Source organism: Streptomyces sp. MH60, assembly GCF_002939385.1.
In the GTDB taxonomy this organism is placed as follows: domain Bacteria; phylum Actinomycetota; class Actinomycetes; order Streptomycetales; family Streptomycetaceae; genus Streptomyces.
The window spans coordinates 119,559-131,760 of sequence record NZ_MULI01000002.1 but is presented as its reverse complement, the minus strand read 5'-3'; the positions used below and the strand labels follow the sequence as shown (position 1 = coordinate 131,760).

Genomic DNA, 12,202 nt, shown 5'->3' with positions numbered 1-12,202 from the left:
GGCCGTGAATCACGCCTGCGCCGGGCAGCAGGCCGGCACCCGCCGGCGGGAACTCGCCGACCCGGTGCCCGGCACCAGGCAGGCCGCCCTCCGCCCGGCCCGGCCCGGCCGTGCAGCCGCCGGCGGCTCAGGGCTCGACGAACTTGTCCGCCAAACCCCGTTCCAGGTAGTCGTCCGGCAGATCCTGGATGACCAGCTCGGCTTCGGTGCGTCCGGTGTGCAGCCGCCAGTAGGCTTCGGCGATCGTCTGCGGCTGGGAGTCGTGGCCCCCTTGGCCGATGAAGGCGGCGATCGCCACGTGCGCGGCGTAGACGCCGGTGCCGGACAGCGCCGCGTGCAGGTTGAGGATCCAGTTGCGCATCCCGCCGGTGGCGATCTGGACGTTCGCCACGTGCGGGGCGATCATCGGCCCCGACCCCGCCCCGCTGCTGATCAGGATCGTCCCCGTGCCGCGCTCCAGCATGCCGGGCAGGACGTGCTGCACCGCTGCCACGCCCCCGAGCAGATAGAGGTCCAGCTGGGCCAGAACCGAGTCGACGGTGACCTTCGTGGCCTCGACCAGCGGCGCCCGGCTCAGGTCGGCCGGGGACGGCGCGGGCGAGTACTCGAGTATGTCGATCGGTCCCAGCCGCTCCTCGGCGGCGGTGAGCGCCGCGTGCAGAGCGGGACGGTCGGTCACGTCGGCGGGGAACGCCTCGGCCCGCACGCCCATGTCGGACAGGTCGTCGGCCACCGCCTGCAGCGTCGTACGGCTGCGGGCGATCAGCGCCACGTCGACCCCTTCGGCGGCGAACCGCCGGCCGATCGCGCGCCCCAGTTGCGGGCCTGCGCCCACGATGGCGAGCGTGCTCAATTCCCCACCTCGTTATCCTTGTATCGACTTCCGGACCGCGGATGTCGGATCTTCGATGCGTGCCGGAACAACGGTAGGAAGCATGTGGTCTCGGCGCCTCGGACCGGCGCGTCAGCCCGAACGGGAGATTCGCGACAACGATGAGCGGCACCTTCTCGGCGGACGTGAGCGGCGCGAACGCCTTCAGCGACTTCGCACACGAGTGGCGGAGCCGGATGGGCGAGACCTTCGCGCTGGCACCCTTCCGCCGGACGACCGTGTCCGGCTTCTCGGCGCGGTCCCGCGGGTTCCGGGTGCGGGACATGATGTTCAACCGCTTCGAGACCGCGGCCGCCCTGCGGACGGCGGGCCGACGGGTCGGGGCCGACGATCACGTACGCCTGTGGATCGTCCACCGGGGGACCTGGCGGTTCGAGGAACCAGGAGGAGCCGAGCACACGGCACCGGCCGGTCGCCTGCTGGTACAGAGGGGAAGACTGTCCCACTTCTCCGCGGCGCCGCACACCGTCGTGCAGGTACTCGTCCTGCCCGCCGCAGAGGTGCGGCCCGGACGGGGCGGGCCGGCCTCCGGTCCGGGCGACACCGCCGAGGTGCGGCTGCTGACGGCGCACGCCGCCATGGTGGGCCGGATGCTGGACCGTCTCGGGCCGGCCGGAGTCGACGCTGCCCGCGGCACCCTGGCCGAGTTGGCCCGTGCCGCCGCCGGGGGCGGCCTGGACGACGTGGAGCCCCTGTTGTCACCGGCCCTGGCCCAAGCCGCGCGGGACCTGGCCGACCGCCGGCTCACCGACCCCGCCCTGTCCCCCTCGGCTCTCGCCCGGGAGCTGAACGTCTCCCCGCGTACCCTCCAACGGGCTTTCGCCAGGGAAGGCCGGACGCTGAGCACCTACATCCGGCGCCGACGCCTCGAGGAAGCAGGCCGCGCGCTGGTCGCACCGCACCCGCGCATGACCGTCACGGAGATAGCCGCCCGCTGGCAGTTCGCCGACAGCGGCCACTTCGCCCGCGTCTTCCGCACGTACTACGGCCGGACCCCGACCGACTACGCCGCGACCGCTGCTCGTGAAACGGATGCCACGTAGCTGTGCGGGGCCGGTCCGCCACCCGCCCACGGCAGGGACGCCCGGGTCAGCCGAGGCACACCACCAGCAGACAGAGCTGCGGCGACGACGGTTCCGCCGCGGGTGGTGTCCGGGGCGCGTCCTCGTCGCTGCCGTCGCCGGGCGCGGAGGTGGCCGGCGGCTGCCGCGTCGCGGGGTCCGTGTCCTCCGGGGGCGTGTCGCCGGAGGCCGGGGCGGTGGTGTCCGGCCGGGGCCGTGCGGTCGTCGGGACCTCGGTGGTCCCGGAAGGGGTGGTGTCGTTGCTCTGCGGCGGGGCCGTCGCCGTCGAACGGTGCCGGGACTCTACGGGCTGCCGCGGCTCGGCACTGTCCGTCGACGGGCGCGCCTGCGGCTGCGCCGGGCCGGAGACGGGCGCCGGCCCCTGTGCGCGCTCCGGGGCGGTCGGTGCGGTGGTCGTCGGGGGCCCCTGCCCGGGGGTCCGCTCCGGCGAGACGGACGGGGTCCGGTTGTCCGAGGCGGTGGCGGCCTCGGCCCGGTGCTCGGAGTGCCGGTCCACCGAGGCGATGGTCAGACCGCCGCCGACGATGGCGACTGCACTCGCGACGACTGCGCGGCGCTTGTTCTTCTTCCAGCGGGCCAGTTGGCGGCGACGGGCCGCCCGCCCCGTCTGCCGCGTGGGCGGCCCGTCCGTGACGTCGATGTCCGCGGCACCCGTGCCGGCACGAGGGACGGGCGCGGATACGGGGGCGAGGGCGGGCTCGATGGCGGGCGAGGGCCAGGCGGCGCACGGCCCCGCGCCCGCGGCCTCACCGATGCCACCTATGCCACTTGTGTCACCTATGACTCCGGTGTCTCCGCCAGCGCGCGGGTCGATGTCCGGGGCGTAGGCGCCGCACCCGGGGCACACCAGGGCGCCGTTGAGGTGCCGACGACATGAGGAGCAGTAATCCATCTGCGGTCTACCGGTCTTCCTGTTCCACTGCACCGTCGGCTCACCCGGGCCACGGCCTGGCTGCAATACGCGGGATTCACATGGGGATCGAGCAGCCAGTCACGCTAACGGGACTTTCGTAAGGCTGTGCGCAGCCCGTGTGACGCTCCTGCGACGATTCCATGGGCGTGAAGAAAGGGGCCAGCTGGAGGCACCGCGGCCACTGGCCGCCCGTCAGGCGGCACTTCGGCGCCACCGTCGGCGGGGAGGGTCCGTCAGGCTGGCTTGTGGGGTGATTGGCGGGTTTTGGGGTGACGCGACCGGTGTAGTACGCCTGTGCGCCCCTATACGCCCACTCCCCGGCCTGTCCGGGCCCGGAGCACGGTCAACGTTATGGCCGATGCGCGAATGCAGGCATGTTCGGGGCGCGGGGACGGCTCGGACTGCCCCAACGGGGAGACCGAGGAGACCGGCGTACTGGTGGACGGGGTGCGGTGCGAGGAATGCCGACACCATTACGAGCTGGACCAGACGGAGCCGGCCCGGCGCCTGCCCGTGGACGAGGGGCTGACGCGACCGAACGGGGACCCCCGGGAAGCCGGGCCCGGTACAGCAGCGTAGGGATTGAAGGCGAACAGGGCGGCCCGACCGCCGATGGTACGGCCGGCCCGACGGACGCGGCTCAGCGCAGGTGCGGTCACCTCCTGGACGAAGCCGCCGTTGTCGGCACCGGTGTCGTTCCAGACCTTGTCCATCACGGGCAGCCGAGCCCAGTCGATGGGCTCCCCGTTCTCGGCGTGCGTAGGTGTAGTGGGCGTACCAGATCCCCATGCCGTCGGTGACAGCGGCCGCCAGAGCGACAAGGCCGGTACGGAACCCGGTGATGACGACGTCGTCTGCGGCCTACAGAGATCGGTGTCGCGGACGTGGGCACCGTCGAACCACCAGGGGCCGCACCAGCAGGGGAACGCGAAGGCGGCAGCGGCAAGCATGCCAGGTGTCCGGACATGGAAGGGCGGCGACTTCTTCGGTTGCTCGTCGCTCAGGGCGGCATGGTGCCCGTCGCGGTTGGGCGCGCACGGGCTGGGCGAGCGAACGGGGCAGGACCGCGACACGGTCTTCGACCTACAGGGTTTCGTGATCCAGGCCGCTCATGTCGCCGAACGGCGGTTACAGCAGGGTGACATAGGCGCCGTCGCGGACGTGGTCGGCGCGGTCGGTGGCTCCGCCGAAGAGGATGCCCACCTGGCGGGCGCCGGATCGCACTGCGACGAAGTACTCCAGCTCGCTGGTCGGTCTCCAGCTCGGGCATACCGAGAAGACTACCGTCCGTTCCATTCCTGTCAGGCATGGAACGAGAGCCGACGGGTCTTGGACAGGACCGGAAAACGCCTGTTCTCTGAAGGCATGATTCACCACACGATGATCGTAGCGTTCGACAATCCGATTCCCGCGAGTGAGCTGGACCAGTACCTCAGGGAGTTCGGGCAGCTCGTGGCGGAGTCCGGTCTGGTCGAGTCTTTCGCCGCCCGGCACCACATCCGCGTCCCGGGCGACGATCACGCCCCGGTGGCCATCGCCAGCGCCGTCCTGCAACTGCGCCTGGCCGATGTCGACGCCCTGAACGCGACCTTCGCCATGCCCGGGGCCGTCGACCTGATCAGGCGCTGGCAGAGCAGCCACCCGTACAAGGCGGTCTGGGTCAACCACGAGCCGCTGGCGTGAGCGGTTACGCCCGCCAGACCGTGGGCCTGATCGCGGAGGAGGGCGGCCGGGCAGAGGCCGTGGCCGTCGACATCGGCGATGAGCTCTCCGTGCGGCGGGCCGTGACTCAAGTCGCGGCAACGTTCGGCGGGCCCGACTTCGCGGTGAACAACGCGGGAATACCCTCGACCGGTCACATCCTCACGGAGATGCCGGTTCACGAGTGGGAACGCGTGCTGCGAGTCAACCTGACCGGCACATGGCTGCGCCTGAAATACGAACTGCCCGTGATGAAGCAGGACGGCGGCGGGGCGATCGTCAACGTCGCTTCCAACGGCGGCCTGTACGCGATCCCCGGCGCTCCCGCGTACGTGGCCAGCAAGCACGGCGTCGTCGGCCTGTCCAAGGTGGCCGCTTACGAAGGCCAGTTCAAGAAGCAGATCGCCCGCGCCGAGCTCCAGCGCCAGCTTCGCCGCCGAATCGGCGAACAAGCTGTTCAGCGCATGACCGCCGACACCGACTAGGAGCCTCGCGGACGCGGCGGTCTTCGCCCGAGCTCGGACCCTTGTCGGGGTCGGGCTCGGGTCCACGTACGTTGCCGGTCGAGGTGATCGAAGAGCCGTGCTCCTTCAGGCGAGGAGTGGCGACCGCGTGCCGTCCCGACAGCGGGGCGCGGTCGGTGGTTGCAGACCGGGGCTCCGAGTCACAGACCGCGTTCCGCCATGACCGTCTGCTCGGCCCGCTCCACGGCGAACCGGGCGGCCGGGTTGCCGCCGGCGCGCTCGACGGCGCCGCGCACCAGGGCGAGGTAGAAGAGGGCCGGGGCGCAGGGTGTCCACCGCTCCTCCGGCTCGTCCGCGATGAAACCGAGCACCGACTCCGGGCGGGCGTCCACGAACTCGAACCGGTCGTGCTCCCACTTGTCGGTGACGCCACGTGTCCAGCGCAGGCGCAGTGTCGGCTCGTCGAGCTCGGGCGTCACCGCTCGGAAGAACGCGGCCCACTGGTGGTTGATCACGTCGAGCCCGAATCCGAGCAGTTCCACTTGGGTGTTGTCGCCGTCGTGTACGGCCAGTTCCTCGAAGAGGGCACGGCGCGCCACCGCGTGCAGGCTGACCGGGCTGCCGTCCCGGGGCAGGTCGTGCTGCTGGGCCAGGCCCTCGTTGGCCGAGGAGTTCCACCGTGCGCTGTTGGGCCCGGCGACCTGGGCGCTGCGCCGGGAGAACAGCATCTTGCCGTCCTTGCCGGTTTCCAGGGCCACGTTGATGCCGAAGCTACAGTTCATCCAGGAGGGCGCGTCGGCCGGGTCGCTGCCTTCCAGGTACTGCTGGCGCAGTGTGAGGCCGTTCTTCTGGCGTCGGTCGAGGTTGAGCGAGGTGGTGAGGAAGTCGAAGTAGTCGGCGTCCCGCAGGGTGAGGGAGACGACGGGGTCCTCGGCCAGATGGGTACGGGTGACCACGACCCGCTCGACCGCGAAGCGCGCGTTGTTCCAGCGGTGGGGCAGCCCGCTGGCTTCCTTGCGTTCCTCCTCCGTTTCGATGGAGCGCCGCCAGGCGGCGATCTCCTCGGGGAACTGCACACGTTTGGGGGTGTACTTGACGTGGATGTTGTCCTCGTCGACGGGCCGGGTGCCGTCTCCTTCGAAGAGATGACAGCCTGTCGCCCGGCCAACCACGGTAAATCGGTCTCGCATCGTCAACTCCACTGGTAAATAGGCTGTGGTGGACACTTTCGGGGGGTGCTGTCGATCTCATGGTACGAAGCGGCACGGACAGCCGGCTGACGTTACTGAGGGCCGAGCGGCGTTCTTCTTCCCTGGTGGGCACGGTCGCCGTCGCGGAGTATCTCCATCCGGACGCGGCGGAGCGGCAGAGGCTGGGCCGGCCGCAGCTGGCCGAGGTCCGTGACCGCTTCACGCAGACGGTGCGGGAGAGACTGGGGTTCGGCAAGACCCTCCGGGCCGACCGGGGCGGGGCGGCCCGGCGGCAGCTGTGGGCCGGGCTGGAGGAGTTCCTGTCCGACGGCGCCCAGCGGAAGATCCTCTACTGGACGGGGCACGGCGTCCAGCGCGGCGACGAGGGCTACTTCCTCGCCTGTGCCGACTCTTGGCAGTCGGGCGAGTTCGACCCCGCCCGGGCCGTGTCCCTGCTCGAGCTGGTGGGGTTCCTGCTGCGGCCGGAGCACGAGACGGACACCCTGCTGATCATCGATGCCTGTTCCTCGCAGAGCTACAACTCCCTGGGCCAGGCGGTGCGGCACGCCGTGGAGCTGGAGCGGGATTTCGCGGTGGTCCGGGCGCGGCAGAGCCGGCGGAAGGGCTTCGCCGTCATCGGCACCTCGGGGGCGGACGCGCAGGTACCGGCGGGCCGCTGGGTGACGTGGCTGGAGGAAGCACTGGCGAAGCCGGACTTCGTGGCGGACGACCAGGCCCGCCCCTTCGAGCCGTCCGCGCTGTATCTGCCGCTGCCGTATCTGTGCCGTGCCGTGGACGCGCGGGCCGCCGACGACGGTCTGGACGAACCCGCGCAGCGGCCGGACTGCCGGGAGGTGAGGGCGCTGCCCAACAACTTCCTCGACAACCCCCACTACCATCAGTCCGACCGGCCGGTGTACACGCCGGCCGTGCTGACGCGGCGGAAGCCCTGGATCGAGGCGGAGCAGTTCGTTCTCGAGGAGAACAGCCATCTCGGCCGCCACTTCGCGGGCCGGTGGGAAGCGCTGAGCCGGATCGTGCGCTGGATGGACACCCATCCCAAGGGGCTGCTGGCGGTGACGGGCCTGGCGGGCACGGGAAAGACCACGCTCCTCGGCCGGCTGGCCCTCACCTCCCTGCCGAGCTGGCGGGAGACCCTCGGCCCGGACCTGAGCCCCGCGGCGCTGCCCCGGGCGGGGAGCATTCACGCGGCGCTGAGCTGCCGGGGGCAGTCGGCCCATTCGCTGGCCGCCCATCTGCGGGAGGTGCTGGCGGACATCGACGGGGCGCCGCCGCTGCCGGAGGAGCCGGTGACGTCGGAGAAGTTCACGGCGGCCTTCGAGGAGCTGGTCGGGCGGGCGGGTTCGGTGAACCTGCTCTTCGACGCGCTCGACGAGGCCCTCCCGGACCAGGCGCACGCGATCGCCCGGCACGTCCTGAGCCCTCTGGCGAACACGCCCGGTGTCCGGGTGGTCGTCGGTACCCGTTCGCAGCCCCGCCGGCGTGCCACCGCGCCCGCCGGGGAGGAGTCGCTCCTGGACACCCTGGAGCTCAGCATCGAACCCGTGGTCCTGGGGGACGACGAGGAGGCGCGCGCGAGTATCGCCGGCATGGTGCTGTCCGTGCTGGACACCGCGCGGTCCCCGTATCGGGGAGATGCGCGCCAGGAGGACCGCGACTGGACGGCGCAGACCGTCGCGGCACGCAGCCACGGCTCGTTCCTGGTGGCCCGGCTGGCCGCGGAGGGGCTTGCCCGGCGGGCCACGGTCGCCGCCGAGGCCGAACTGCTGGCGTGGCTGCGGGACGGCGGCGTGGACCTGCGCGCCCGTCTGGCCGAGGAGACGCGCCATCTGAGCGAGCAGCCGGGCGCGCAGCGGGCCCACGAGGCGCTGCGGGCGCTGGCGGTGGTCCAGGGCCCCGGGCTGCCGCCGGACGAGGCGTGGCTGACGCTCGCCAACGCGCTGCGCGAGGCCGGTTCCCCGGAGCTGACGCTGGAGGACCTGGGGCAGGTCTGCCGGAGCGCGGACGGCGGCATCGTCGCCACCCAGAAGGACGGCTCACGGCAGGCGGCCGGACGGATCCGTCATCAGCTGGCCCATCCGAGTTACGGCGAGTTCTTCCTCTCCGACGCCGGGCTGACCTCCTGGGAGGCACACCGCAGGGTGCTCGACGCGCTGCACGCCCGCGCCCGCGCCCGCGGCGGCTGGAGCGAAGGCGACGAGTACACCCTCGAATACCTGGGCGCGCACGCCGCCCAGGTGGGACCGGACGCGCTGCGGGAGCTGTTCGAGGACGTGGACTTCCTGCTGCGGACGAACCCCGATGTCATGCTGCCGCTCGCGGCGGGCCTGGCCCGGGACTGCGACGGGGCCGCTCTGTACGGCAGGGTCGCGGGCTCGTTCCCCCGCGCGTCCGGCCCGCTGCCGGCATCGGTCCTGCTGGAGCGCAAGGCGCTGCTCAGCGCCACCGCCTTCATCAGCCACCGCGAGGCGTCGTACCGGGCGCTGCGCCGCGACGGCGGCTTCCTGCCCTGGCAGGAGTACTGGAGCGATGTCCCGCCGGCTCCCCCGGAATGGCGGCGTGCGGCGCCCTCGGGCGGTGCGCGGGCGCTGAGCTGGCGCGCCGGGACCGGGGCGGCGGGGTCGGCCTACGCGGACACCCTGGCCGCCGGCGGCCGGGGCGAGATCCAGGTCCTGCACCCCGAGTCGGGCGCCCGGCTGCTGACCCGTCGGCTGCCCCGGGCGGGCGGGGAGCGTGGGCGCCCGCTGAGCGAGGTGCGGGAGGTGGCCGCGGGAGCCCGCCGGGTCACCGTCGCCCGGGACGATCAGGCCGTGTACTTCTGGCGGGCGGGTGCCCGGACGCCCGACCGGGAGTACCGGTGGGGCGGCAGTGTGCGCGCCCTGTCGGTGGCCGAGGTGGAGGGGCAGGGCGTGGCCCTGGCCGCCGACGGGGACCGGGTGTGGGTGTGGTCCTGGCAGGGCGGCACGCACCTGGACACCCGGCTGAAGGAGGTCCGTACGGCTGATGTGCGGCAGCTCGCGGCCCTCACCCTGGGCGGGCGGATGTTCGTCCTGACAGCGGGTGCCGAGCGGGTGGAGCTGTTCGAGGTGGACCGCACCCGCAACGGGATCGACGGTCTGCGCGCCTGCCGGACCACTCCCCGCGTGGCGCTGGCCGCGCCCGCGATGGCCGCCGCGGCGTTCGCCCTCTCGTCCCGGCAGGGGTTCCTGGCCGTGGCCGACGGGACCGCCGTGTACCTCTGGCGGTGCGAGGCCGGGCCCGGCCCCGAACCGGTGGTGAAGGAGGTGGCCGCCTACCCTTCCGACGCGCGCGGCCTGGCCTTCGGACGGTACGGCGATGAGCTGCTGCTCGCCGGATACGAGGAGGTGGCCGTCCGCATCTGGTCCGCCGGGCGGGAGGCCACGCTCGCTCTGGACGCACCCAGGGACGGCGCCATGGCGTTCGATCCGGGCGGCCAGGGACTGCTCGCGGTCGCCGACGGCCCGTACATCCGGGTGGTGGACGTGGTGCCCGCGCTGGAGGCCGGCTACGGCATCCAGCGACGGCCGAGCAACGAGCGTCCGGTCCTCGCCCTGGCCGGCGTGCCGGACGGTCCGCCGTTGCTGTGCCGGGCCTGGCACGACCGGATCAGGGTCTCCCGGCCGCGGCGGGGAGACCCTGCCGCCCTCGCTGCTACGGAACTCGCCCACGACGGGCACACGGTGACGGCGGTGGCCGCGGTGCGGGCGGCGGACGGCTGGACGGTGGCCGCCGCGGCCGGCCGGACCGTACGGCTGTGGCGTCTGGACGACAGCCTGGCACTGATCACCCACCGGGACATCCCGCTGGGCGGGGACGCCGGCCAGCCGGCCCGCGCGCTGAGCCTGGTCGCCGGACCCGACTCCGGCACGCTGCGGCTGAGCGTGGCCGACGGCCGACGGCTGGTACGCCATCAGGTGCCCGCCGATGTCTCGTCCGCCGGCATCGCGGTGCGCGAGATCCGGGCCGACCGCGGGTTCTGCGGAATCGACACGCGGGTCCTGCGGGACGGTACGCACTGGATGGCCGCTGACCTCAGTGACCAGCTGCGGGTCTGGACCGAGGGCGCGCGGGGCGTCGAGCAGCGCGTCCTGCTCCCGGCCGACCCCTCCTGCCTCGCCCTCGGGGAGCTGTACGACGACGAGGACGACGCCTCGATGCCCGTGCTGGCCTGGGCGGACCACGGCAGCGTGTACGTCAAGGACTGCTCCGGTGACGAGGGCATCCACCCTCCGGAGCGGCTGCCGGGGGACTTCCCCGACGTGAGGTCGTTGGTGTTCGCCGGGCCCGTGGAGCGGCCGGTGCTGCTGCTGTGCATGCCGGAGACGGTGTCCCGCGCATGGGACCTCTGGTCCCGGCAGTGGCTGGACGGGCCGGGGATCGCCCCGCGCGGGTACGGCGTGCACGCCGTCCGTACCGCGCTGGACCCGGAGGGTGTGGTGGTGGCGTTGCAGGGAGAGGACCGTTGCGATCTGATCCGGCTGCCGCAGGCGTTCTTCGGCACCGGGAGACGGGGAGAGGGTGCATGAGACACGATCTGGTGGTCTTCGTGCCGGGGTTCCTGGGCACACGGCTGTGCCGGCACGGCCAGGACGTCTGGGCGCGGTGCGGTGAGCAGTTGATCGGCTCGGCGGCCGCGGCGCTCACCGAGGCGGCCCTCCCCCCGGGGCTGGGAGACGCGCCGCCCGAGGGCCCCTTCCGCCTCGACGCCGACACGCTGCTGCAGGCCCCGGACTCCGTGCCAGGGCTGCTGTCCTGCATGGGCTATCCCGATATCCGTACCGCCCTCGGCGACCCGCCCGACGCGCAGTTCGTGCCGTTCACTTACGACTGGCGGCTGTCGAACCGGCTGGCGGCCCGGCAGCTGAAGACGCGGGTGGCGCGGGAACTCGACCGGTGGCGTGCCGAGGCCGACGCGTACTACCCGGACCGGCCCGACGATCCGCGCGTCATTCTGGTCTGTCATGCGACGGGCGGTCTGATCGGGCGGCACTACCTGGAGTGCGAGGGCGGCCGGGAGACCGCCCGGACCCTGGTCACCCTCGGCACCCCGCAGCAGGGGCTGGTCCAGGCCGCCCGGCTGCTGGCCGGCCACGCGGTCCCCGCAGCCGAGGGTCTCGGAACGGACGTGGCCGCACGGCTGAACGAGACACTGCGCGCCTGGGCGGTCAACCTGCCGGCGGTCGCCGAGATGCTGCCGGTGGGATACCCCGCCGTGCGGGTCGAGGGAAAGACCCGCGAGCGGCGGATCACCGACAGCCGCTACCCGGTCCCCGGACTGCCGGGCGACGCCGTCCGCCAGGCACTGGCCTTCCAGGAGGAGTTCCGCTCGGCATGCGACGAACACCGGCGCGCCGGACCCCTCCCCTACACCGTGCACTGCCTCGGCAGCGTCGGCTTCCCGAGCCCCGAAGCGCTCGTACTCTCCCACGACGGGGCGCGGATCACCGGCAGTCTGCCCGGGCCCGGCGACGGGACCGTACCGCGCCCGTCGGCCGTCGCGGGCTGGACCGGCACGGCCCCCATGCTGTGGACCGGCATGCGCAACACGGACCTGGCCGGCGGCCCGGCACTGCGGGACGCGATGCTCGCGATCCGCGCGGGACGCCCGCCCGGCGGCACACTTGCCGGTGAGGAGGGCATCGCGTTGCACCTGCCCCGGGACCCCGTCGCGGCCGGCCGCCCGTTCGTGATCGAAGTCCTGGGGCACGACCTGCTGCGGCGCAACCTGCGGACCTTCATGTGGCGTTCGGGCCGCCCCGGCAGACAGCCCCTCGTCTTCCGCCCGTACGAGACCGACCGCTACCGCGCGGAACTGGAGGCCGCCCCCGGACGCTGGGTCGTCGAGGCACTGGTCGACCGGCCCAAGGGCCGCGACCGCACAGACGTGACGGTCCTGGCGGGATGAGACGGGAGCTGGG

The 12,202-nt window shown here is 72.8% G+C and carries 10 protein-coding genes; 6 read left to right on the top strand and 4 right to left on the bottom strand.

The annotated features are described in order from the left end of the window. Positions 1–127 precede the first annotated feature (127 nt). The gene (locus tag BZZ08_RS02535) at positions 128–853 is read right to left on the bottom strand and encodes an SDR family NAD(P)-dependent oxidoreductase (protein WP_104630465.1); all 726 of its coding nucleotides are present in this window, start codon (positions 851–853) and stop codon (positions 128–130) included. A gap of 140 nt (positions 854–993) precedes the next feature. Between BZZ08_RS02535 and BZZ08_RS02530 the strand changes: the two genes are divergently transcribed. Further along, entirely contained in the window at positions 994–1,935 is a 942-nt protein-coding gene (locus BZZ08_RS02530) for a helix-turn-helix domain-containing protein (RefSeq protein ID WP_104630464.1), read from the top strand. A 46-nt stretch (positions 1,936–1,981) separates the two neighbouring features. Here the strand turns inward: BZZ08_RS02530 and BZZ08_RS38720 are convergent, their stop codons facing one another. After that, positions 1,982–2,866, bottom strand: coding sequence for an SCO2400 family protein (locus tag BZZ08_RS38720; RefSeq protein ID WP_157953306.1), 885 nt, complete (start codon positions 2,864–2,866; stop codon positions 1,982–1,984). A gap of 372 nt (positions 2,867–3,238) precedes the next feature. On the opposite strand from BZZ08_RS38720, the gene BZZ08_RS02515 reads away from it, so the two are divergent. Next, on the top strand, positions 3,239–3,466 hold the full coding sequence (locus BZZ08_RS02515; RefSeq protein WP_104630461.1) for a hypothetical protein: 228 nt from the start codon (positions 3,239–3,241) through the stop codon (positions 3,464–3,466). A 549-nt stretch (positions 3,467–4,015) separates the two neighbouring features. Here the strand turns inward: BZZ08_RS02515 and BZZ08_RS39275 are convergent. Next, positions 4,016–4,183: a hypothetical protein gene (locus tag BZZ08_RS39275; RefSeq protein WP_241965338.1), complete on the bottom strand. Its 168-nt coding sequence runs from the start codon at positions 4,181–4,183 to the stop codon at positions 4,016–4,018. 84 nt (positions 4,184–4,267) lie between these two features. Here BZZ08_RS39275 and BZZ08_RS02505 point away from each other — a divergent pair, with 84 nt between their 5' ends. Beyond that, a complete protein-coding gene (locus BZZ08_RS02505) occupies positions 4,268–4,570 on the top strand; it encodes a hypothetical protein (protein ID WP_342210953.1) in 303 nt (100 codons plus the stop codon). After that, positions 4,567–5,073 carry an SDR family NAD(P)-dependent oxidoreductase gene (locus BZZ08_RS02500; RefSeq protein ID WP_342210952.1) on the top strand — a complete coding sequence of 169 codons (507 nt, stop codon included), beginning with the start codon at positions 4,567–4,569 and terminating at the stop codon, positions 5,071–5,073. Before BZZ08_RS02505 ends, BZZ08_RS02500 begins: the two co-directional genes overlap by 4 nt. Before the next feature lie 179 nt (positions 5,074–5,252). On the opposite strand, the gene BZZ08_RS02495 is transcribed toward BZZ08_RS02500, so the two are convergent. After that, a complete protein-coding gene (locus BZZ08_RS02495; RefSeq protein ID WP_104630458.1) occupies positions 5,253–6,242 on the bottom strand; it encodes a translation initiation factor 2 in 990 nt (329 codons plus the stop codon). 59 nt (positions 6,243–6,301) lie between these two features. On the opposite strand from BZZ08_RS02495, the gene BZZ08_RS02490 reads away from it, so the two are divergent. Next, the gene (locus BZZ08_RS02490; RefSeq protein ID WP_104630457.1) at positions 6,302–10,810 is read left to right on the top strand and encodes a peptidase C14 caspase catalytic subunit p20; all 4,509 of its coding nucleotides are present in this window, start codon (positions 6,302–6,304) and stop codon (positions 10,808–10,810) included. Then, entirely contained in the window at positions 10,807–12,189 is a 1,383-nt protein-coding gene (locus BZZ08_RS02485) for an esterase/lipase family protein (protein ID WP_104630456.1), read from the top strand. The genes BZZ08_RS02490 and BZZ08_RS02485 overlap by 4 nt, the downstream gene beginning before the upstream one ends. Positions 12,190–12,202: the final 13 nt, after the last annotated feature.